18 protein-coding genes are annotated in these 24,344 nt (G+C 41.8%); 12 read left to right on the top strand and 6 right to left on the bottom strand.

Going from position 1 to position 24,344, the window contains the following annotated elements:
- Nucleotides 1-3 precede the first annotated feature (3 nt).
- From P2W82_RS11580 to P2W82_RS11595, 4 genes are all read left to right on the top strand, one after another.
- Nucleotides 4-1,170, top strand: a complete 1,167-nt coding sequence (locus P2W82_RS11580; protein ID WP_336516045.1) for a trans-sulfuration enzyme family protein — start codon at nucleotides 4-6, stop codon at nucleotides 1,168-1,170.
- A 112-nt stretch (nucleotides 1,171-1,282) separates the two neighbouring features.
- Nucleotides 1,283-2,743, top strand: a complete 1,461-nt coding sequence (locus P2W82_RS11585; RefSeq protein ID WP_336516046.1) for a TolC family protein — start codon at nucleotides 1,283-1,285, stop codon at nucleotides 2,741-2,743.
- Between the two features lie 37 nt (nucleotides 2,744-2,780).
- Nucleotides 2,781-4,181 (top strand): efflux RND transporter periplasmic adaptor subunit, encoded by a 1,401-nt coding sequence (locus P2W82_RS11590; RefSeq protein ID WP_336516047.1) that lies wholly within the window; start codon nucleotides 2,781-2,783, stop codon nucleotides 4,179-4,181.
- Between the two features lie 69 nt (nucleotides 4,182-4,250).
- Nucleotides 4,251-5,288, top strand: a complete 1,038-nt coding sequence (locus P2W82_RS11595; protein ID WP_336516048.1) for an NAD(P)H-dependent glycerol-3-phosphate dehydrogenase — start codon at nucleotides 4,251-4,253, stop codon at nucleotides 5,286-5,288.
- Here P2W82_RS11595 and hemW read toward each other — a convergent pair whose 3' ends face one another.
- Complete coding sequence (gene hemW / locus P2W82_RS11600) at nucleotides 5,289-6,416, bottom strand: radical SAM family heme chaperone HemW (RefSeq protein ID WP_336516049.1); 1,128 nt, start codon at nucleotides 6,414-6,416, stop codon at nucleotides 5,289-5,291.
- Between hemW and P2W82_RS11605 the strand changes: the two genes are divergently transcribed.
- From P2W82_RS11605 to porN, 8 genes are all read left to right on the top strand, one after another.
- Entirely contained in the window at nucleotides 6,406-8,253 is a 1,848-nt protein-coding gene (locus P2W82_RS11605; protein ID WP_336516050.1) for a BamA/TamA family outer membrane protein, read from the top strand. The genes hemW and P2W82_RS11605 overlap by 11 nt on opposite strands.
- 42 nt (nucleotides 8,254-8,295) lie before the next feature.
- Nucleotides 8,296-9,345, top strand: a complete 1,050-nt coding sequence (locus P2W82_RS11610; protein ID WP_336516051.1) for a DUF4271 domain-containing protein — start codon at nucleotides 8,296-8,298, stop codon at nucleotides 9,343-9,345.
- 41 nt (nucleotides 9,346-9,386) lie between these two features.
- Nucleotides 9,387-10,184, top strand: a complete 798-nt coding sequence (locus tag P2W82_RS11615) for a uroporphyrinogen-III synthase (protein WP_336516052.1) — start codon at nucleotides 9,387-9,389, stop codon at nucleotides 10,182-10,184.
- Nucleotides 10,185-10,264: 80 nt separating this feature from the next.
- Nucleotides 10,265-12,334, top strand: coding sequence for a thioredoxin domain-containing protein (locus tag P2W82_RS11620; RefSeq protein ID WP_336516053.1), 2,070 nt, complete (start codon nucleotides 10,265-10,267; stop codon nucleotides 12,332-12,334).
- Nucleotides 12,335-12,491: 157 nt separating this feature from the next.
- A complete protein-coding gene (porK, locus tag P2W82_RS11625; protein ID WP_336516054.1) occupies nucleotides 12,492-13,793 on the top strand; it encodes a T9SS ring complex lipoprotein PorK/GldK in 1,302 nt (433 codons plus the stop codon).
- A gap of 122 nt (nucleotides 13,794-13,915) precedes the next feature.
- Complete coding sequence (porL, locus tag P2W82_RS11630) at nucleotides 13,916-14,680, top strand: type IX secretion system motor protein PorL/GldL (RefSeq protein WP_336516055.1); 765 nt, start codon at nucleotides 13,916-13,918, stop codon at nucleotides 14,678-14,680.
- A gap of 54 nt (nucleotides 14,681-14,734) precedes the next feature.
- Complete coding sequence (gene porM, locus P2W82_RS11635; RefSeq protein WP_336516056.1) at nucleotides 14,735-16,288, top strand: type IX secretion system motor protein PorM/GldM; 1,554 nt, start codon at nucleotides 14,735-14,737, stop codon at nucleotides 16,286-16,288.
- Between the two features lie 59 nt (nucleotides 16,289-16,347).
- Nucleotides 16,348-17,394, top strand: coding sequence for a type IX secretion system ring subunit PorN/GldN (gene porN / locus P2W82_RS11640; RefSeq protein WP_336516057.1), 1,047 nt, complete (start codon nucleotides 16,348-16,350; stop codon nucleotides 17,392-17,394).
- Between the two features lie 274 nt (nucleotides 17,395-17,668).
- On the opposite strand, the gene uvrC is transcribed toward porN, so the two are convergent.
- The 5 genes from uvrC to gpmI all read right to left on the bottom strand — a co-directional run bounded on the left by uvrC (nucleotide 17,669) and on the right by gpmI (nucleotide 24,333).
- The gene (gene uvrC / locus P2W82_RS11645; protein ID WP_336516058.1) at nucleotides 17,669-19,516 is read right to left on the bottom strand and encodes an excinuclease ABC subunit UvrC; all 1,848 of its coding nucleotides are present in this window, start codon (nucleotides 19,514-19,516) and stop codon (nucleotides 17,669-17,671) included.
- Nucleotides 19,517-19,783: 267 nt separating this feature from the next.
- Nucleotides 19,784-20,350, bottom strand: coding sequence for a hypothetical protein (locus P2W82_RS11650; RefSeq protein WP_336516059.1), 567 nt, complete (start codon nucleotides 20,348-20,350; stop codon nucleotides 19,784-19,786).
- A gap of 190 nt (nucleotides 20,351-20,540) precedes the next feature.
- On the bottom strand, nucleotides 20,541-21,956 hold the full coding sequence (locus P2W82_RS11655) for a hypothetical protein (RefSeq protein ID WP_336516060.1): 1,416 nt from the start codon (nucleotides 21,954-21,956) through the stop codon (nucleotides 20,541-20,543).
- A gap of 41 nt (nucleotides 21,957-21,997) precedes the next feature.
- A complete protein-coding gene (locus P2W82_RS11660) occupies nucleotides 21,998-22,579 on the bottom strand; it encodes an RNA polymerase sigma factor (protein ID WP_336516061.1) in 582 nt (193 codons plus the stop codon).
- A gap of 227 nt (nucleotides 22,580-22,806) precedes the next feature.
- The gene (gene gpmI, locus P2W82_RS11665; RefSeq protein WP_336516062.1) at nucleotides 22,807-24,333 is read right to left on the bottom strand and encodes a 2,3-bisphosphoglycerate-independent phosphoglycerate mutase; all 1,527 of its coding nucleotides are present in this window, start codon (nucleotides 24,331-24,333) and stop codon (nucleotides 22,807-22,809) included.
- Nucleotides 24,334-24,344: the final 11 nt, after the last annotated feature.

Here is a 24,344-nt window from a genome sequence, read left to right on the forward strand (position 1 = left end):
ACTATGGATCTGTCTTATATAATAAACGAACTGGGTGAAGAGCGTCATCAGTATTTTAATGCAATAGCACCACCCATTATCCAGACCTCCAATTTTGCTTTTGATACGGTTGACGACCTGCGTAATGCTTTCCGGGATGAGATGGCTGGATATATTTATAGTCGCGGAATAAACCCAACAGTTGACATATTGAGGGAAAAGCTTGCTGCATTGGATGGTGCTGAAGATTGCCTCGTTTTCAATAACGGTGCAGCCGCTATTTTTGCAGGTGTTTTTGCCCATGTAAAAACGGGCGATCATATTGTTTCGGTGCAACACCCATATTCATGGGCTGCCCATCTTTTTGATAAGGTCTTACCAAGATTTGGAATCAGTACAACCTATATCGATGGAACGTCTATTGAAAATTTTGAAAGGGCCATCCTTCCAAATACCAGACTGATTTATCTGGAATCACCGAATTCATGGTTTTTTGATTTACAGGATCTCAGTGCTGTAGCAGAACTGGCCAGGTCGGAAGGTATTGTTACGTTTATTGATAACAGTTATTGTACACCCCTATATCAGCAACCCATAAAAATGGGGATAGATCTTGCCATGCAAACGGCAACCAAATTTATTGGTGGACACAGCGATACTTTAGGCGGAGTATTGAGCGGAAGTGGAGAAATGATCAGGAAAATTTTCGATAGTGAATTTCTTTGTGTCGGAAGTGGAATACAACCTTTTAATGCCTGGATGCTACTCAGGGGATTACGGACCCTGCCAGCCAGGTTGAATCAGATTTCGGCAAGTACAGGAAAGGTCCTGGATTGGCTGAAGTCGGAACCGAAGATCGAAGAAACCATTTTCCCGCTGGATCCAGGTTTTGCTCAATATGAACTTGCGAGCAAACAGATGAAAGGAGCAGCAGGTCTGATTTCTTTTTATATAAATATGAACAGGGTAGAGGAGATAGAAGGTTTTTGCAACAGGCTTAAACATATCCGCATGGCGGTTAGTTGGGGTGGTCATGAATCATTGATTATTCCGCGATGCTCATCAGTATCCAGAGAAAATTTTAATCCGGATGACAGAACGCATCGAATGCTTAGGCTTTATGTAGGGCTTGAAGATCCCGAATACCTGATTACTGACCTTAGACAAGCCCTGACCGGGGAGAATGGGTAAACGGTATGGGTTCTTGACAAGCGATTTTGATAATAGGTTTTTTGGTTGAATCTTTGTGACCTTTAAAAAAATGCCAGGGGGGTCAGTGTGTATGAAAATCAATATTAGCTACATGAGAATAACGGTTTTTGGAATTCTGCTATTGACAGGATTAAGCACAAGTACATATGCCCAGAACGGAGATGTGTGGGACTTACGTCGCTGTATTGATTATGGCATGAGCCGTAATATTTCAGTAAGACAGGCTGACATCCAGGCAAGAATCTCTGAGGTTAACCTTAAAGAAGTTAAGTTACAACAGATCCCGAGCCTTAATCTCCAGGGAAGCCACTCCTTCAATTTCGGCCGAAACGTAAACCCCACAACGAACATTATTTCGGATAACTCGTCAATGAACCAAAATTGGGGCCTTACTTCACAGGCTCTCCTTTACAACTGGGGGTTTCAAAGAAATACAATCTCTGGAAATGACTTCACATACCAGGCCGATCTTGCTGCGATAGAAAAGGCTAGAAATGATATTGGATTAAATATAGCCAATCAATATTTAGCCACTTTGCTACAACTTGAGCAAGCTAATATTCTGGAGGTTCAGTTCAACCAGACAAAAGCCCAATACCTGAATACACGTAAACTGGTTGATGCAGGTTCGGTACCTGAATTAAATGCTGTAGAACTCGAAGCGCAAATGGCGAGGGACAGTGCTGCTATGGCAGCAACCCAGTCGCAATACGAAATAAATTTGTTGATGCTGAAGGCATTAATGACAGTGCCGGCAGATACTCCGTTCAGAATAGCCACTCCACCTATTGAGTCGATTCCTGTTGATAATATTCTCGAAACGTCTCCATCGAATATCTATGAAATGGCGATGAGAACCCAGCCACAGATCAGGATGAATAATCTGCGTCTGAAGGCATCTGAACAATTCTACCGGGCCGCAAAAAGTTCTTTATATCCTTCCATCGCTGCATTTGCACAGGTGAATACCCGGTTTTTTGCCCCATTCGTCTCCCGATTCCCTGTAAACAATGGATTTAAACCATCGAATAATGGTTATGTAATCGACAACACAGGAAATCAGCTTCCATTATACACACCAGACATTGTAGAAGGCACTCAAAACAATAGTTTTGGACAGCTCTGGAACGGCTACGGAAGTACGCTGAATGATAATTTCGGTCAGGCGATTGGACTGTCTTTGAATGTGCCCATTTTTAACGGATGGAGGGTTAAGTCATCGATTGCCCGCGCAAAGCTGGATATCAGCAGCAAAGAACTGGCCATCGAACAGGAAACCCTTAAACTGAAACAAGACATTTATACTGCGTATCAAAATGCATCAGGTAACTATCAGACTTTTATTGCACGGGAAAAAGCGGTAAAAACTGCAGAGAGATCCTTTGAACTCGCTTCCAAACGATATGAGTATGGTGTTTTACAAACAATTGAATGGTTGACGATTCAGAATAACCTGTCACGTGCCAGGGTTGACAGGGTGATTGCTCAGTATAATTACATCTTTAGCATGAAAGTTCTGGAATTCTATAAAGGTCAGGGTATTAGATTATAAAAAGAATACATTTAACCAAGCATAATTTATTTGGATCATGAGCAAGAAAATGATTTGGATCCTGGTGGGGTTGGTAGTGTTGATCGTTGCATTACTGGGTTTGAAAAAAGCCGGCATCTTTGGAAAGGATGAGGGAACAAAAGTTTCCGTAGAAAAAGTAACGCGTAAGAATATTACTGAGGTAGTTACTGCCAGCGGTAAGGTATATCCGGAGATCGAAGTGAAAATCAGTCCTGACGTTTCCGGTGAGATCGTTGAGCTTACAGTGGTTGAAGGGGATAGTGTAAAGAAAGGACAGTTGCTGGCACGTGTGTACGCTGACATTCTTGCAACACAACGTGACCAGGCGGCCGCCGGTGTAAATCAGCAGCAGGCGCAGGTGGATAATACTACAGCAGCTTTAGCAGCCTTTAAAGCAAGGATGGAGCAGGCCGAGCGTCAGTACCAACGCCAAAAGCAATTGTTTGATGAAAAAGTAATTTCAAAATTGGAATTTGAACAGGCAGAAAATGCCTACCTGACTTCAAAGGCCGATTATAACGCAGGTGTTCAGCAGATCAACAGTGGAAAAGCTGGAGTACAAAGTGCCAGGGCGAGCCTGGAGCGTGCAAATAAAGATTTAAGTCGTACAAGCGTTGTTTCTCCGATGTCGGGTGTAGTATCCCTGCTTAATGTAAAAAAAGGCGAGCGCGTGGTCGGTAACTCAATGATGGCCGGTACAGAAATGATGCGTATTGCGGACATGAGAATCATCGAAGTACGGGTTGAAGTTGGAGAGAATGATATTCCAAAAGTGAGTTACGGTGATACTGCGATTGTCGAGGTAGATGCTTATACGAATAGGAAATTCAAGGGAATTGTTACACAGATTGCAAGTACCAATAAGGGAGCGGCTACAGCAACAACGAGTTCTTCTTCAACAGATGTAACCAACTATGAAGTTCGCATCAGGTTATTGCAGGAGTCATATGCCGATCTTCTTGATCCAAAGCAGCCAAGAAATTTTCCGTTCAGACCGGGTATGAGTGCGAGTGCAGACATCCAGACAAACACGCACGTTAATGTACTCACAGTACCGATTAATGCAGTGACTACAAGAGATAAGAATGATACAGCAAAGGCCGGTAAAGGCGCCCAGGGTTCACTGGTGGCAAAGAAAGAATCAAGCCAGGGGAATTCTCCAGATGCACCCTCTGCAACAAGTACAAACGCAGATGATCTGCAGGAAGTGGTTTTTGTAGTTCAAAAAGACGGAACCGTAAGACGTGTTAAAGTCCGCACAGATATCCAGGATATAAATCAGATTGAAATTGTCGACGGCCTCAAGGAAGGAGAAGAAGTCGTAACAGGCCCCTATACAACGGTGAGCAAATTGTTAAGGGATGGAATGAAGGTGAAAATAGTACCACGAGAACAGCTTTTTGAGGTAAAACAATAGAAGAATATTACTGACTATATTTACAGCGTTCCGCGGTTGCGGAGCGCTTTTTTTTTTAAAACGATCTGCATGATATTCGGAATGATTGGCAGCGGGAGCTGGGGTACTGCATTGGTAAAAATTCTCACTGATAATGGTCATAAGATTTGCTGGTGTGTGAGAAATGAGAAGATGGTGCAGCACCTCGAAAAAAGGCATCACAATCCGAATTACCTGAGTTCCGTTTATTTTGATACGTCTCTGCTTAGTCTGACGACCTCACCTGCCTCTGTTTTTGAACAGGCTGATCATGTTTTGATTGCAATACCTTCTGCTTATCTGAAAGACTCATTGGAAGGCATAACTGAAGATACTTTGAAGGGGAAAAAAATACTTTCTGCAGTAAAAGGTATTCTTCCGGACAATAATCAGCTGCTGAATGACTTTCTTCAATCCGCTTACAATGTTTCGCTGGAAAGGTATTTTACGATAATGGGACCCTGTCACGCAGAAGAGGTGGCAGCAGAGAAGCTTTCCTACCTCACTTTTTCGGGGATAAACGAAGATGAAACTGCAGCGATAGCAAATTGTTTCAAAACGCCCTATATCAATACGGTTGTAAATACTGATGTCTATGGTGTACAGTATGCAGCTGTACTAAAAAATATCTATGCTTTAGGTTCTGGTATCGCGCACGGGCTGGAGTATGGCGATAATTTTCTGAGTGTGTTTATCGCCAATTGCGCTGATGAAATGGCTGGGTTTTTAAGGTTGGCGGGTGCAAGAAATATTGAGGTTGGTGTACATGCATTGAAAGATGAAATGCATCCGGGAAAATCGCCAAACTATGCGGCATCCGTTTATATGGGTGATTTGCTCGTGACCTGCTACTCGTTGTTTTCGCGAAATCGGACTTTTGGGAATATGATCGGGAAGGGGTATTCTGTGCACGCCGCGCGGCTCGAGATGAATATGTATGCAGAAGGGTATAACGCCTCAAAATGCATTTTTCAGATCAACCGTGAAATGAAATCGGAAATGCCGATCGCTGAAACAATTTACCGGATACTCTGGGAGAAACTGCCTGCTGAGGAAGGATTCAAACTGATTGAAGAAACATTGATCTGATTATTCAGGGAAAAAAAGATCCGCTGCAATTCCATCTGCAAATAATTTACCTTCTTTCGTTAGAAAAAATTGATCGTTATTTAGGATCGCGTGTCCATTGGTGATTGCAGTTTTAAAGCCGGTCTGCAACTGCTTCAGATTCTCTTCCCCAAAACTTTCAGTAAAAAACTGGAGATCGATTCCTGGTGCAGTTCTCAGAGAAGTCATGATATACTCATTCATCCTTTTAATGGGAGTAATCAATTCTGATGCTGATGGTATTTTTCCTTCATTGATTGACTTTATATAAGCTGGATTGGATGAAATGTTCCACTTGCGTTGTTGGCCATCAAATGAATGAGCGCCAGGTCCGAAACCAAAATACGGAACACCTTTCCAGTAAGATGAATTGTGACGGCTATGCATTCCCGGTAGGGAAAAACTGGAAATTTCATAGTGTTCATATCCAGCTGCAGTCATGGCATCCATGAGGTATTCATACTGTTTCGCCTGTTCATCCGGATCAGTGTTCATTTTTTTTTTCTGGCGAATCATTTTATCGAGAGCAGTGTCGGGTTCTACCGTTAACGCATAGCTGCTGATATGCGGAATGTTCAATTGGACAGCTTTAGACACATTATCTTTCCATTGGTCCATTGATGTAACAGGTGCACCAAAAATCAGGTCGATGCTGAAATTTTCAAAACCTGCACCTCGGATGAGTTCTATTGAATTCAATCCCTGCGAAGCATTGTGTGCTCTGTTCATCCATTCCAGGTCGTTATCGTAAAATGACTGGATGCCGATACTGAGCCGGTTGATACCCATTCTTCGCCAGTCTTCAGCCAAAAAAGCATTAATGTCATCCGGATTGGCTTCGAGGGTGATTTCTGCGGATTCGCTGACCATGAATTCTACATGCAGTTTGCCGAGGATCTTTTTTAATTGCTCAGTTGTCAGGAGGGATGGGGTTCCACCTCCAAAATAGATCGTTTCGATCGGTTCTGTCTTCCTTCCGGTAGTAAGTTCAATTTCCCTCAATATTGCATCGACAACTTCGTTCTTTAATTGTAAAGTCGTGGAAAAAAAGAAGTTACAATAGTGGCAGGCTTTCCTGCAAAACGGAATATGAATGTAAATGCCCGCCAAATACCCTGCTGTTTATAATAACCAATGTAGTTTTGCACCCATGCCCGCGGCAATAAAGATCGCTTACCTTTTTCTACTGATTTTCCTGCTTCAGGGCAGCCTGGCCGCGCAGGAGAACTATCCGCTGACAATCGAATTTGTCGACAAAGATACGACCATCCGGCCAGAGCGTCTGGGTATAACCACCAGCTTTCGAAACAGGGAAGAATGTGTTGTTTACACTTCGGGTTTACAGCAAATGCTTCGCAAAAAAGGGTTTTACAATGCATCACTTGATAGCCTTGCAGTGGATAGTGCGTCTGCAAAAGCATGGATTTATATCGGTGAATCGAACCAGGTTTTCAAATTGAAGGTAGCTGAAGCTGATCATGAACTTTTAAAGGAAGCGGGTTGGGATTTTGGCAAGAAAAAAGTAAACAGGTGGAACCCAAACCAGGTGGAACTTCTAAAAGAAAGGCAGCTTGTCTGGCTGGAAAATAATGGATATCCATTCGCATCTGTGCAGGTAAATTACAAAGAATGGAATACTGATACCATTTATGCCGACCTTGTAGTTTCCCGAGGACCCCTTTATAAGATCGACAGCATTTCTGTTATTGGAAAAGCTAAAATTAAAAACCATTTCCTGCAGAAATACCTCGATATACCAGCTGGAAGTCTTTATGATAAATCGAGCCTGGATCAGATCAGCAGAAAAATTCTTGAACTGCCGTATCTCAAGGAATCGAAAAAATGGGACATGACTATGCTGGGGACTGGTTCAACCCTGAATCTTTATCTCGACCCTAAGAAAAGCAGTCAGATCAACGTTCTCGTAGGTTTTTTACCGGACAATACTCAGTTAAACGGAAAAATGTTGCTCACTGGTGAAGCTGATGTTCATTTGCAGAATGCATTAGGTGCGGGAGAAACCATCATTGCAAACTGGCAGCAGGTGCAGATAAAATCTCCAAGGTTAAAACTTGCATATCAGCATCCCTATATTTTCAGAACCAATTTCGGACTTGACTTCAGTTTCGATCTTTTTAAGAAAGACTCATCATTTATCAATATCGATTTTTCAGTAGGGCTTCAGTATATCGTTTCTGCCAGGGAAACCGGACGAATATTTTATCGAAATCTGACCACAAATCTTCTCACGGTGGATACAAACTATATAAAGCAAACGCATAGTTTGCCACAGTACCTGGATGTCAATACTTCTAACCTGGGAGTGGAATATCAGCGGATTACAACGGATTACCGTTTCAACCCCACGCGGGGAACCGAAATCAATATAATGCTGAGCGGAGGTTTGAGAAATATCCGGAAAAACCAGAACATAACTGACCTTGGAAAAAGTACAGGCGACTTATTCGATTATGCGTCACTGTATGATACCCTGAAGTTGAAAACCTATATTTTAAACAGCAAGCTAAATGCTGCCCAGTATTTCCGGATGGGTAAACAATCAACGTTTAAAACGGCTGTGCAGGCTGGTTGGATCCAAACTGAAAATCCTTTCAAAAATGAAATTTTCCAGATCGGTGGTTACAGGATACTGCGCGGTTTCGACGAACAAAGTATTTATGCCACCTTTTACACCGTGGGAACCTTGGAATACCGGTACCGTATCGGTTTGAACTCATTTCTTTTCGGTTTTACAGATTTGGCGTGGGCAAATAATAATAGTTATACAGAAAAAATGAAACATGGGTACCTGGGTTTTGGAATGGGAATGACTTTCGAAACCCGGGCCGGACTGTTTAACCTCACCTATGCAGTCGGAAAAAGGGATGATTTAGCATTAAATTTTCGTCAGTCCAAAATACATTTCGGGTTTGTGAGTTTGTTTTAATCGATTTTTCGGATCTGAACGGCAACCAATATTTTTGCAACAATGAAGTTTCCGCCGCGTGCATTGTTTCCTCTGATCTGCTTCCTTATACTCTGGTCCTTTTCTTCTTTTGGACAGGATAATGCCATTGTAAAAAAAGACAGCCCGCCAATTCAACAGGTTAAAGACACGGCGAAGATTAAACGGCCAGCCACTCCTAAACCAGTAATTTCAGACGCTATAAAATCACAGACTGGGTTAGACACTACTCTCGCCGACACAACAACCTATCCGGTTTCCAAAAGGCCCGCAGACGCGGGATTAAAAGATCCACTCGCCAGATTTCGTCCCGACTCTCTTCAGTCAATATACGGAATCGCTTCCGGAGGTTATATGGCTGCGCATCCAACTTATCACGCCACCAAAAAAGGAATTTTAATGGTTGCGTTGGAAAGGACAGCTCCTAAAACCGACTGGGTTTTTTATGTTTTTGCAGGCCTTCTTTTTTACCTGGCGTTTCTCAAACTTATTTTCCCGAAATATTTCGGGGATATTTCCCGGGTTTTTTTCAACTCTGCGCTCAGGCAGAAGCAAATCAGGGAACAGCTGATACAGGAGGTGTTGCCTTCATTATTATTGAATATATTCTTCGTTTTAAGCGGCGGATTGTTCGGATATTTTCTACTGAACTATTATGGGTTGGTAAAAAAGATTGATAATCAATGGGTTGCTTTTGGTTTTTGTGTGTTGGTGCTCGCTCTCGTTTATATGGTTAAGTACATTTTTATCCGATTTATGGGTTGGATACTTGGTCGCAATGAGGAAGCAGAGACCTATAATTTCGTGGTGTCCCTGGTGAACAAATTTGCAGGATTTATTTTACTCCCGGCGGGCTTGTTGCTGGCGGTTTCGGAACACATGTGGTCCAAAACGGTGCTGTTTTTTTGTTATTTGATTCTTGCTGGTTTGCTTTTATATCGGTGGGCCAGGTCCTTCCAGCTTGCACATAAAGGTTTAAAAATTAATCAATTACAATTCCTCATCTTCATCATTTCTTTTGAGATCATTCCTATATTGGTATTATACAAGGTTTTATTCAATCTATTTAGTTAGAAAGTTTTAAATTTGCACAACCAACGAGGCGTAATCTGAATATGGTAAAGAACGGTAAGCATGTGGCGGGAGCCGCAAAAACTATCAGAAAAATACTCATAACGCAGCCAAGGCCTGAATCCGACAAATCGCCTTATTTTGAGCTTGCCCGCAAATTTCAGGTGCAGATGGAATTTCTGCCTTTTATTCGTGTGGAAGCCATTCCCGCCAAGGAGTTCCGGAAACAGAAGATTGAAATTGCGCAATACAGCGCGGTAATTTTTACCAGCCGAAATGCTATTGACCATTTTTTCAGGATTTGTGAAGAGCTGAAAGTCAATGTGTCCCAGGACACGAAATATTTCTGTATTTCAGAAGCGGTGGCTCTTTATCTCCAGAAATTCATATTATATAGAAAAAGAAAGGTGTTTTACAGCGCAGACGGTACCAACAAAGGTCTGTTTGACGTAATAAACAAACATAAAGAGCACGAGAACTTCCTTTATCCTTGTTCCGAAAATCAGCAGGATAATGAAATTGTAAACTGGCTCAAACAAAATAAATGTGAGTTTGCTACTCCTTTCATGTATCGTACCATCAGCAATAATGTGAAGGAGGAGATGACCAGGACTGAATTTGACGTAATTTGCTTTTTCACTCCAAGTGGTGTGAAAAGTCTTTTGGAAAATTTTCCTGCCTATAATCAGAACGGAACAGTCATTGGTGCCTTTGGAAACAACACTTCAAGAGCAATTGTTGATGCAGGTCTTGAGTTGCATATAAAAGCGCCGGAACCTCAGGTTCCGTCGATGGTTGCTGCGCTTGAGAGATTCCTTGCTGAAAATCTCAAATCCAAATAATAAAAAATTTCGATTAAACTTTAACGCATTTAGTGATATACAAGGACAACCCGGGCTCGGGTTGTCTTTATTTTTTTATAATGGCAGAAGCAAATCATTTGATAAAAGAAACCAGTCCGTACCTGCTGCAGCATGCGCACAACCCGGTCGACTGGTATCCCTGGAACAGGGAAGCACTTGACAAAGCGGTTGCCGAAGACAAACCTATCCTGGTTAGTATCGGTTACTCTGCTTGCCATTGGTGCCATGTAATGGAGCGTGAGAGTTTTGAAGATGCTGGTGTAGCTGAAATCATGAACAGGGATTTTGTCAATATTAAAATTGATCGTGAGGAACGGCCCGATTTAGATCATATCTACATGGATGCCTTGCAGGCGATGACAGGAAGTGGTGGGTGGCCATTGAATATTTTTCTTACGCCCGATAGAAAACCTTTTTACGGAGGCACTTATTTTCCACCGCGACCGGTACATAACCGGCCGTCCTGGAAAGATGTTTTGAAGGGTGTATCGCAGGCCTATCGGGAACGCAGAGCCGAAGTTGAAGCACAAGCGATTCAGATGATCGATCATCTTGAAAACGCTAATCATATTGGGATCGGCGCTGATCTGTTGAAAAATCTGAAGGGAAAAAAGCTGGTTGAAAAATCGCAGCTGAGGGAAATGCGCGATGCTTTAATGCAAACTGCAGATAAAACCTGGGGAGGGTTTGGTTACGCTCCAAAATTTCCGCAGACTTTCATGGTCCGGTTTTTAATGATATATGATTTTCTGTTTGGAGACAAAGAAGGTTTGAATCATGCAATACTCACATTGAAGAAAATGATGCGGGGAGGAATCTATGATCATATCGGCGGAGGGTTTGCAAGATATTCTACGGATACAGAATGGCTGGTTCCCCATTTTGAAAAGATGACTTACGACAACGCTCTGATCTCAATAGCAATTGCAGATGCGTATAAAGTTACCGGTGAGCAGGATTTTGCAGATGTGCTTGACGAGACTTTGCATTTTATGACCAGCGAAATGATGAGCGAGGAATTTGGATTTTATGCAGCACTTGATGCAGATAGCGAAGGCGTAGAAGGAAAATATTATGTGTGGACAAGGGCAGAATTTGATTCAGTGGTAGGAGAGGACAGTGCGCTCCTGGCGAAATATTTTGATATTACCGAAGCAGGCAACTGGGAGAATGAAAATATCCCCTTTAAAAAACAGGCAGATGATGCATTCGCCTCGAAGCATGCAATTTCAAAAGAAGAATTAAAACAGAAAGTCGCGACAGCCCGCGCCCGATTGTTAACAGAAAGACAAAAAAGAGTTGTTCCCGGACTTGATGACAAGTGTTTACTCGGATGGAATGCATTAATGAATGTGGCGCTAACAAATGCATTCGCAGCGACGGGAAACAGAAAATGGCTGGATACTGCTGAGAAGAATATGGCTTTCATTTTTGAACGATTCAGAAACCAGGCAACCGGCGAATGGTATCACACGTTCAAAAAAGGGCAGGCAAAATATCCGGCATTTTTAGACGATCTGGCTTATCTCATATATGCTATGATCCGCCTAAGCGAAGTCAATGGCAATACAGAATTGCTTAAAGATGCGGAGGAACTCACTTCGAAGGTTTTTGAAGATTTTGCAGATAGTGAATCACCCTTGTTCTATTATACAGGCAGAAATCAAAGTGATGTTGTGCTAAGAAAGAAAGACTGGTATGATGGATCCGTCCCTTCTGGCAATGCGATCATGTCGGATAATTTTTTACGGCTGGGAAAACTTATGGACAGGCAGGAATGGGTAGAGAAATCAGAACAAATGCTGATCTCTTTACACGAAATGATACTGCGCTATCCGTCTTCGTTTGGATTCTGGGCGGGATTATTACTTGAGCATTTTGCGGGGACAATGGAGATTTTGATTCTGGGTGAGCAGTCAAAAGTGGCATCGGAACGGTTGTTGAAAACTTTTATACCAAATCGCATATTTCAATTCAGCAATGCTCCGGAAATGGGTAATCCGCTACATGATGGAAAGCCGACAGCAAAAGAAACGTATTTGTATTTATGCCGGGATTATTCCTGTTTAAAACCGGTAACAGATCCTGAAGAATTTCTTCAATTAGTTGAAAAGGAGAAGCTAACTTAAAAAATATGAGGCACAATAACTGTTTTCCGCTAACGTTTATTTATAGGCTGAAACCCTGTGTTTTCGCCTTGTTAAAAATAAAAATTAGGTCACTTAGCATAAAAAATCTATTGAATTTTTTAGTTTATATTTGTCCACATACCCTTTAATTTTTTTTATGAAAATGAAAAGCCTCCTGCTCAACCTGTTAACACTGACTCTGATCACATTCGTGGTGTCGAGTTGTGGCAAACTTGGCAAGTCTAAGTCCAAGGGTGCAATCACGGATGGGCAATTACATGGTGTCGCACCCGGCGGAAAGTACAACCTCCCCAAGCCTCCAGGCATGGTATACGTACCCCAGGGAACATTTCACATGGGTCCGAGCGATGAAGATATCAGTTACTCGTTCACTGCGCGTAACAAACAAATCTCCATTAACGGATTCTGGATGGATGCAACCGAAATCACAAACAATGAGTATCGTCAGTTTATGCAATGGGTGCGCGACTCAATCGCGGCAACTATTCTGAACTACAAGAAAGCTGGTGGTGATGGTAACGAAATCATCGACTGGAAAAAGGCAACAACAATCAAATGGAGTGATCCAAAGACTCTTGAGCAGTTGAACGCGATGATCGTTACTCCTGACAACAGGGTATTTGGTAAAAAAGAAATTGATGCAGAAAAGCTCGTGTATCGTTCCGAGATCTTCGATTATAAAGAAGCTGCAAAAAGGGAAAACTCTACAAAACCTCGCTCACAGTTCATTGTAAAGAAGGACATCAAGATCTATCCTGACACACTGGTTTGGATCCGTGATTTCTCTTACTCTTATAATGAGCCAATGTCAAAAAGATATTTCTCACATCCTGCATTCGGCAACTATCCTGTAGTTGGTGTAAACTGGAAACAGGCAACTGCGTTCTGCGAATGGAGAACAAACTACCTCAACTCATTCCTTGAAAGCAAAAAGCGTGTAACCGAATCTGATTTTCGTTTACCCACGGAAGCAGAATGGGAATATGCAGCCCGCGGTGGTCGCTCACAGGCTCCATACCCATGGGGTGGATATTACCTGAGAAACAAAAAAGGATGTCTGCTGGCTAACTTTAAACCTGGTCGTGGTAACTATCCTGAAGATGGTGGATTCTATACCGTTCGTGCTGATGCATACTGGCCTAATGATTTCGGTCTGTATAACATGGCAGGTAATGTTGCCGAATGGACTTCTTCACTGTATTATGAAGGTGCTTACAACTTCCAGCACGACATGAACCCGGACATCCGCTGGAATGCAAAAGAAAGCGATCCTCCACGTATGAAACGTAAAGTAATCCGTGGTGGTAGCTGGAAAGACGTAGGATACTTCCTCCAGACCAGCGCGCGTAATTATGAATACATGGATACTGCTAAATCATACATTGGTTTCCGCTGTGTAATTGATCTTCCCCCAACTGCTGGTAAGAAAAATAAATAAGATCTATAGTTCATTTCTAATAAACTTTTTACTAAATCCAAAATGCTATGTAGAGTGTGAAAACTTTACATAGCATCTTATTCCCTGAAAAACAATTTAAATCAATTCTAAAAACATCAATCATGGCAGGTACAAACAAATCAGTTGACAAGCTCGCGAATATCATTGTATGCGTAGGCGCAGCAGTCGTAATCTTTGGAGCTTGGGCTAAAATATTACACAAACCGTATGCAGACTTTATGCTGACCGTAGGTCTGTTGACAGAAGCTGGTATCTTCATCTTCTATGCATTCTTACCACCTCCCGGTCAGGAAATGACAAAAATTGCAGATAGCCTTGCTGGTGCAATAACAAAACCAGGCGGAAATCCTGCACTCGCTCACATGGACAAAATGCTCCAGGAAGCAGAAATCAATCCTGCTAATCTGAAAAGACTGAGCGATAACTTTTCAAAATTTGGAACTACAGTTGAAAAAATGAGCGATATCGCTGATATCAGTTCTGCAACTGCTGACTATACTAAAAAGACAAAAGAAGCTGCAACTGCTCTCGGTACAATGAAAGATGCTTATGTAAGTGCTGCAAGCACAGTACAGCATTTCAATCAGGCTGCTGACAGCACAAAAGCTTTCCATGAGCAGGTACAGACCCTGACAAAAAATCTTGGATCACTGAATACCATTTATGAAATCGAATTGCAGGATGCAAACAACCATCTGAAAGCAATGAACAATTTCTACGGTAGCCTGGTAAATGCTTCAAGCACTCTCCAGACCAGCGCAGATGACGCCAAGAAAACTCAGGAGCAGATCGCACTGTTGGCTAAAAACCTCGGTAACCTGAACAATGTTTACGGAAATATGTTAGCTGCCATGCAGGGTCGTTAATCGACGCCATAGTAGTGAAAAACCTAACTCTAAACATTTAAATCCAGAAAACTCATGGCACTACCTAAAGAGCCCAGGCAAAAGATGATCAACATGATGTACCTCGTGTTGACCGCATTGCTTGCGCTGAACGTATCTGCAGAAATTATTAACGCCTTCAAAGTGGTTGATAATAGTCTTTTGCAGTCTAACACAGTGTTGAACACAACAACAGCTTCTATTTATTCCAACTTTAATGAGCTGCTGAAAGATCCAAAAACTGCTGAGAAAGCAGCCATCTGGAAACCTAAAGCAGACAAAGCCAAACAGCTTGCTGATCAGGCATATAATACTATCGAAAAACTGAAAGGTGACCTGAAGAAAGAAGCAGGATTCGATCCCGCGAACAACGGAGACTCATCTTTCAAAGAAGATAATATTGACGCAGCAACACGTCTTTTTGATACAAAAGATCAGGGTAAAACTTTGTACTCTACGCTTGAAAACTTCAAAAAAGACATTTTAGCGATTGATCCGGAAATTACCAAAGCACTGGGAGCTAAAATTCCTGTGAACCTGGCAACACCGGTTTCAAAATCAGGTAACAAACAAACTGGTAATGTTGTGAAAGACTGGACTAACAGTTATTTCCACATGACACCAACTGTTGCTGCTTTGACAATGCTGAGCAAATTTCAGAACGATATCAAGAATACCGAAAGCCAGGTGGCAACTTACTGCGCAAACCAGGTAGGTTCTGTAAAGATTATTTATGACAAATTCGTTCCATTGATCGGGACAAACTCCAGCTATTTCATGCCTGGAGAAGAAATGGAAGTGCAGGCCGGTCTCGGTGCCTTCAACGCTTCTGTAAAACCTACAGTTACAATTGATGGTAAAGCAATCCAGGTAGATGAAGCTGGTGTGGCCACTACTAAGTTTAATGTGGGAGGTACTGGTTCACGTAAAATGCATGTCAGCGTAAAATACGTTGATCCATCAACCGGAGAACTGAAGGAAACTTCAAAAGACATTGAGTACACAGTTGGAGCTGCTTCTGGTGTTGCAGTATCAGCAGATAAAATGAATGTACTGTACATTGGAGTTGACAATCCGCTGACTATCACCGCGGGTGCTGGTAGCGAGAAAGTAAATGCAACATTTACAGGCGGTTCGATTTCAAAAGCAGGTGGTAGCAAATACATTGCTAAACCTTCTGCATCTGCAACAGGTGAGCAAACAATCAGTGTTATAGTAGAAGGAAAAGTTGCCGGCAAAGTTACGTTCCGGGTAAAAAGATTACCTAATCCAACCGCTTATGTTGGAAATCTTAAACCCGGTCGTGTATCAGCTGCAACCTTCAGGGCAATGCCTGGTGTTATAGCCAAACTTGAGGAATCAGAATTTGAAGCTCCTTACGAAGTAATCAGCTATAATGTAGGTGTGATGAATCAGGGTGAAGATTTCATGCAACAGCCAAATACAGGTAATCGTTGGAGCGGTAGCGCTGCGAATATCATTGGAAAGGTTAAACCTGGATCTATCGTAATGATTACTGATATCAGAGTTAAAGACCCTTCCGGTTCTCAGAGGGTATTGCCAACAAGTCTGTCTTATAATCTGCAGTAATAGTTTTAACAATAAGAACTGAAACTGAATCGTTTAATTTGTAGTATAAATCTTTGACCATGAAATTCCATTTGGCAAAATACGTTTTACTGGCGGCGGCTTTTGGCCTGGTAGTTACCACGGCTGATGCACAGACCCGTAAGAAGACAACACGCCCCAAAGGCACTACCGCCAAAAAAGCGACCACTAAGAAAACGAATACAAAAGTTTCCAATGCCAATCTGAATGCCGTAGCCAAAGATACTACGCCTACAGTTGCAGCTCCTCCAAAGGATCCACTGGATGCTTTCAAACCCCTGAAATCGTTGCGTAACGATGCAGCCATTGAACGCAACCTGGTAAAAGAAAGAACACCGTTAGCGTATGAGCATATCCGTGAGGATGATGCATGGTACCGCCAGCGCGTGTGGAGAGAGATCGATATCAGGGAGAAAATGAATCTGCCTTTCCGTTACTCAGCTGATGAGGATAATGGTAACCAGCGCTTCATTCTGATCCTACTGAATGCGATCAAATCCGGTGAGGTTAGCGCTTTTGACGCAACAGTTGATGATCGCTTCACTACTCCTTTGGAAATGTCAAAAATTACCGCTGCGATAGTTGGTAAGGCAGATTCGGTTGAAATTCCTGATCTTGACAAAGATCCTACAGGAGCAAAAGGCATAATGACCTGGAAAGTAGTAACAAAAGATTTTAATCCTGACAAAGTTGAAAAATTCAGGATCAAAGAAGAATGGGTATTTGACAAAGAATCTTCCAGGATGTATGCAAGGATTATCGGGATAGCACCTTTGCAAACAATAGTTGATGCTAGTACCGATCAGGTCCTTGGTGAAACTCCGTTATTCTGGGTTTACTATCCTGACCTCAGACCTATCCTCGCTAAGTATGAAGCCTATAATGGAAAAAACTTTGGTGCAAGGATGAGTTGGGAAGAATTGTTTGAGAGTCGTTTCTTCTCTAGCTATATCACGAAGTCAACAATCGAGAATCCGTATAACATGACCATCAGTGGTTATATTAAGGATCCTATTCTTCGCCTGCTGGAAGGAGATAACATGAAAACAAAAATCTTCAACTTCGAACAGGATCTCTGGTCTTACTAATTAAACATTCAGCAAAAATATCAGGCGCCGTGCGAAAGCACGGCGCTTTTTTTATGTCACTGCGTATTAGTACGCAATTTTTGATACTGTTAAATCTGAAACCCTCAGAGACTTTACGTTTTCGTATTTTTTTAAAATGTCCAGCTAAAAATTCAAAAATAAATTTATAGGTGACGTGTCAGGGTAATGATCCGAACCTTATCTTTAACACGGTTTTTCATAGGATATTGGATTTTAATAACGGGGTTGGATTTCTATCCACGCCCCCTTTTTTTTAATCGTCATTTGTGCTTACCGCCTCCTTTTCTGAATTTCCTTCATCATCAGGATGGAAATATGTATATACTATCTGAGCCTTCTGTTTTCCTACCACATTTGTGATTTCCTCCATTGTGGCCAACGTCACATTCTTCACAGACCGGAAATGTTTTAAAAGCGTATCCGCCGTGGAATTGCCGATACCCTTTATATCCTCCAGCTGATTTTTAAACGTTCCTCCGCTGCGCTTCTTTCGGTGAAAAGTGATGCCAAACCGGTGCACTTCATCACGTATATATCTGATCAACCGGAGAGACTGCCCGTCAAAAGGCAACTTCAGGGAGTCTTTATCGCCTGCGAAAAAAATCTCTTCTTCATTTTTTGCCAGTCCAACCAGGGTCATTCTTCCCGTCAATCCAAGATCTTCTATACTTTCCATAGCAGCTCCCAATTGTCCTTTTCCTCCATCAATAATTACCAGCTGAGGCAATGATTCATTGCTTTCCATAAGTCTTTTGTATCTTCTGAAAACAACTTCCTTCATGGTTGCAAAGTCGTTGATGCCCTGCACAGTCTTTACATTAAAATGCCGGTAATCTTTTTTACTTGGCACACCATCCTTGAAACAAACCATTGCAGAAACAGGATAGCTTCCCTGGAAATTAGAGTTATCAAAACATTCGATATGAACCGGTGTTTCCATAAGCGAAAGATCATCCTGTAGCTGTTCAAGAATTTCCATTTTATCTTCACCTGCTTCCTGCAGATGAAGTCGTTTTCTCTTCTGCAGCTCCTGGATAAAATAGTCGACATTCTTTATGGAAAGCTCAATCAGGTTTTTCTTATCTCCACTCTTCGGAATAATTTGTTTTACCTGTTCATCCGGGTACTCCACCGGAAAAGGCACAACAATTTCAGGGGCGGTACTTCGGAATGTTTCTCTGAAATGATTAACCGCGAATGAAAGCAACTCACCAGCTGATTCATCGAGCTTCTTTTTAAGCGTTATCGTTTGTGTATCTACGATAGTACCGTTTCTTACCATCAGGAAATTCACGTACGCATCATCTTCCACCACGGCAATCGCAAAAACATCGATGTCGCCCATTTTCTGATTGACGATGGTTGACTTCGCCTGGTAAGCCCTCAGATGTTCAATCTTCTTCTTCAGAATTTCCGCTTTTTCAAACGATAGTTGTTCGACATACTGCATCATCTGATCTTTATACACCTGCAACACTGGTGAAAGATTCCCTTTCAAGAGGCTTCTGAGGCGTTGAAGATTTTCGGCATAATCAGCTGGAGTTTGCAAACCTTCGCAAGGCCCTTTGCAATTTCCCAAATGATATTCGAGACATACTTTGAATTTCTTCTTCTCAATATTTTGTGGCGTAAGATTCAGCTTGCACGTACGAAGTGGAATGTGTTGTCGTGTAAAATGAATCAGTTCCCGCACCTTGCCAACAGATGTAAATGGTCCTAGATATTCTGAACCGTCTCTGATCACACGCCTGGTAAGAAAAACTCGGGGAAAATCTTCTTTCTTGATGACGATATACGGATAGGATTTATCATCCTTAAGATTGATATTATATCGTGGTTGAAATTCTTTTATGAGAGAGTTCTCTAAAAGAAAAGCATCCTGCTCCGAGTTGACAATGGTAAACTCAATTGAACGGATTCTCCTGACGAGTTCGTTGGTCTTATAACTGTTTTGATTTTTGTTGAAATATGAGCTGACCCTTTTACGAAGGTGCTTTGCTTTGCCCACATAAATCAATGTGTGTTCCTCATCAAAATATTTATAAATACCCGGCTCTGCAGGTATTGACGACTGGACTAACTGAAACTCTTCCTGATTCATATGCTATCTGCAAAGTTAGCAGTTGAACAGTTCATAGTCAGCTACCGGCAGGCAGGTTCATGGGTCAAAGTTCATAGGTTGAAGACCCCGGCCGGAGTTCCAAGGGCAAAATCTGTCTGAAGATGTATTAAGAGGCATAAATAATTTTCTCGTCCACGGAGCGACAATAAGAATAGGTTAGGGAAATATGGATGTTTCAGGCATCCGGCTGTTAATTGTGAACAGCTGGAAACCGGGGAACTGTGAATTATGAACTATGAACTTCCATCAGTTCATAAAATCCCAACTGTACTTCTCCTGTACAATTGAATCGCCGCCATTTTTAATGCTGAGGCTTGTACTTATCTGCAGATATTTCCCCGCTGTCCAGATCATTTTACGGAGTGCTGTAGTGTCGCCGCTGGAGGTTAATTTTTCGACATAGATGTACTTTACTTTTTCTGTTTCGGGGTCGACAAAGACGTCGATTTTTTTGATCTCCGCATTTTCATCTTCCGTCGCGTAGCTCATGGTTACGGAATTGATGGTTGCGTCCATGAAAACAGATTCTGTATATTTTTCTTTGAGAGGTTCTTTTGAAATATCAGGAGTGATGAGATCGACTGCTTTTGCATGCAAGACAGATTTCTCAACGATCGACGTATCATTTTTCCCGTTCAGCGATCTGACAGCAAAAACAGCTATCGGCAACGAATCCACTTTTCTAAGCTCATCCTTTATAAATGCCTCAATGGGATAGAATGCAGCATCCTTTTGTGTAAACTTTTGTTCTTTGACCTTCGAAGAACAGGAAAAGACGAGCAGTGAAAATAAAACGGCCCAGATAGATTTCATGAAGCAAAAATATTTCACCTGAAGTCAGTGACAAAGGACAACAGGATTTTTGCTAATAACTGATAATCAGGGGAAAAATTGTCCTTCAAAACCGTATTTAACAATAATCAATTCACATTCACAGGATGAACTATAAACTAATAACTCTACACTTCTATGAACTATGAACTAAGAACTAAGAACTATGAACTTATCTGATCGGCTTCATTACCCCAATCTTGAACCCATAATCAACCAGGTGTTCACTGATAGGATAATTGTCCTTGTAGCTGGAAAGTATCTGATACCTGAACTGAGGTCCGACAACCCAATTATAACTTCCCGTTTTGATGCTAAGAAAACCTTCGAGTCCGGCATTCACATTCCAGTTCCGGTACAACTTTGGTTCCTGCGCATAGTTTTTAAGGTTAGTCGAAATCAGGAATGAATTGTTATCAAAAATATACGTTGGCTGTATAGTTGATGCTACATTGAAAGTGACCTTGTCATTGCCAAACAGAGTCAACTCAACTCCCAACGGTACAGAAAACATGAAACGTTCGTTGTGTAACCGTGTTAAAGAATTACCGCTGTAATTACGATAATAAGAAATAGTATTTATTGATCTTGCATTTGCGCCGCTATAGTCGACACCAAAAGTGGCAAGTTCCGGTTTGTAGCTATATGCTTTGATCTGATAACGATTGTAATTGAATTGCAAACCTGCTCGCACACGCAGATTTTTGGTTAGTGGATATACAAGACTTCCGCCGACTTCCATGCCAATAGATGGATCATGATCAACTGCAAGTCTTACATCGGTACCCTGCACAGCGTTCGTACTGTACATGGTTCCTGCGGTGTAATTAAAAGGAATGTCGGTTGCTTTTCCGATCAGGCGCCTGTAGCTTACGCTTGGTGCGATGTGAAATTCCCAACCAGTCTTTTTGGTGACCCTGCTTAATTTATAAATAGCTTTTTGTGTCAGAGATAGTTGCGCTTCACTTTCTTCCCTTGTCTGAACAACGATAGATCTTTTAACAAGCGAAGATTTATTTGGAGCACCGATGGTTTCAATCGGACGATTCATCAGCAAATCAGGAGAATTCGTAATCTTCTGATCTGCTTCAATTCCCATCGCGAGATCAGGGTAAGTGATTAAGTTATCGGTTTCAGTAGCGGGATTACCCGTTTTGCCGAATTCATCTCCTGTCAAACTGTTTTGGTCTTCGACAACTTCCGGTTTTTTAAATGCCGGGTTCAGATATGAAACGCGCAGAGGAGAAACCAATGAAGCAGAACCAGGTTTTGACTGATGAGCGTTTTCGGCTTTACCTGAAGTGTTATTCTGCTGGAGATCCTTGCTTTTCTTTTGAGAAAGGATTGATCCGTCATTTGTAACAGGAGCGGAAAGAGTTTGCCCCTCGCTGTTTTCTTCAACATAGAACTTACCACCCACACCCAATCCTACTAAAAGCAGGGCAGCAGCCAGGTAAGGCCACCTGCGTTTCGGGTGCAGTTTTTTATTGATATTTTTCCAGACTTTATCTGACGGGTATAATTTATACTGATCCGATTTGTCTTTCAAAAAACCTTCAAACCCTTCCGTATAAAAATTTCTCTCCATAGCAGTTCATGAAAGTAGGTTAGTACGGTGTTTCTTTCCGGTCAATTTATCTTTACAGCTGATAGCCATTCTTCTTTTTCTTTCGGACGCTGTATAATTTTTTTTCGGATCAGGATATCTTCGAGCATTGCTTTCGCCCTTGTGTACTGCGATCTGCTGGTACTCTCTTCAATATCAAGCATGTTTCCAATCTCCTTGTGAGAATACCCTTCGATTGCGTAAAGGTTAAGCACTGTCTTATAGCCCATCGGCAGCATACGGATACATTCGATTACCTGTTTAGCCTGCAGTATCGACGGAATAACATCTTCTTTTATCTGCACGCTGTTAGCATAAATGATATCCACGCTTTCCGTAAACTTTTTATTCTTTTTAAGGATATTGATACAGGTATGTACCATGATTTTCCTTATCCAGCCTTCCAAAGCACCGCGATTCTGAAATTGTCGTATCTGGGTAAACACCTTGATAAAACCTTCCTGCAACATATCCTCTGCATCTTCCCGGTTTTTCGCATACCGGTAACATACAGACAACATTTTAGGACTGTAACGGAGGTACAGTTCCTGCTGGGAAGTAGCATCATTATGCATACATCCATGAAGCATTGCTTCTTCTGTCATGAAATCTGGATTGATTCCATGTAATTTAGACAATTTCCAAATAAATAAGCTGCTTGATGAAACTTAAAAAATATCTCTTATTAGGCCTTTGAATCTGCTTTTTTTTCAGTGAAATTAGAATTGAATTAAATTTCATTCACTTAGCAAGCATGTTATTGCATAGAATTTCTAATCCAAACAACAATTGTCTGGATAATTTTACAATTGAAGAATTTGATCGGCCACAATTATTCTAACAGGATATTCCCTGTCATTTCTTTCGGAATTGGCAGTCCGACAAGTGTGAGTAAAGTTGGCGCTATATCTCCCAGCTTTCCTGGCTTGAGTTTGCCATGCCACGAATTGCTGATCACAAATAACGGGACGAGATTCAATGTGTGGGCTGTATTCGGAGTACCATCACCATTAATCATGTAATCTGCATTACCATGATCAGCAGTAAGAAAAACAGTGTAGTCACTTTGTAAAGCTGCTGTAACAACTCTTTCCACACAACGATCGACTGTTTCAACTGCTTTCACTGCAGCCGAAAAAACACCAGTGTGACCAACCATATCGGCATTTGCAAAATTCAGACAGATGAAATCGGCGTTCTTATTTAGAATTTCAGGAATTATTGCGTCAGTAACTTCTATCGCACTCATTTCCGGTTTTAAATCATAAGTCGCTACTTTCGGAGAAGGCATCATTATTCTCTTCTCCCGGCTGAAAGGAACTTCTCTACCTCCACTGAAAAAAAATGTAACATGAGGGTATTTCTCAGTTTCGGCTATCCTTATCTGGGAGTAACCCGCATGTTCCATTACTTCACCAAGGGTATTGGTAAGGTTATCATTTGTGAAGATGACATTGATGCCATGAAAAGATTGATCATATTCAGTCATTGTGGTATAATCCAGCTGAAGTTTATGCATATTCTGCTCCGGAATATCAATCTGGGTAAGCACTTCAGTGATTTCACGACAACGATCCGTTCTGAAATTAAAACAGATAACTACATCGCCATCTTTGATTGTTGCCAATGGCAAACCGTTACTATCAGTTGTAATTATTGGTTTAATAAACTCATCGGTAATTCCTTCGTCATAGGATAAGGCGACGGCTTCCAGTGGTTTACCAGTTTTTACGCCGATCCCATGTACCATTCCATCATAAGCGAGCTTTACCCTTTCCCACCGCTTGTCGCGATCCATTGCATAGTACCTCCCTGTGATTGTTGCAATTGATCCTACAGTGGCTTTCAGGTGCGAATCGAGCTCATTTAAAAAACCTAATCCGCTTTTTGGATCGGTATCTCTGCCATCAGTGAATGCATGTACAAACACCTGTTGTAAACCCATATACTGACATACCCCGGTAATTGCTTTGATATGGTTAATGTGGGAATGCACTCCGCCATCGCTTACTAATCCCAGCAGATGCAGCGCTTTGTTGTTGTCTTTTGCAAACCTTAATGCTTTCAACAGAACTTCATTCTTTGCAAACTCACCAGTACGGATGGCAACATTTATTCTTTGTAATTCCTGGTAGACAATTCTTCCTGCACCAAGATTAAGATGGCCGACTTCACTGTTTCCCATTTGTCCGTCGGGAAGACCTACAGCTTCTCCGCAGGTCACTAACGTTGTGTTTGGGTATTTTGCATATAGTGAAGAAACAAAAGGAGTATGTGCAGCCTGGATAGCATCGCTTCCCTTCACCTTTCCAAGTCCCCAGCCGTCCATAATAACGAGCATTGATCTTTTCTTGTCCATAGCCAAAAATA

Origin of the sequence: Pollutibacter soli (assembly GCA_029269725.1) — a bacterium.
In the GTDB taxonomy this organism is placed as follows: domain Bacteria; phylum Bacteroidota; class Bacteroidia; order Chitinophagales; family Chitinophagaceae; genus Pollutibacter; species Pollutibacter soli.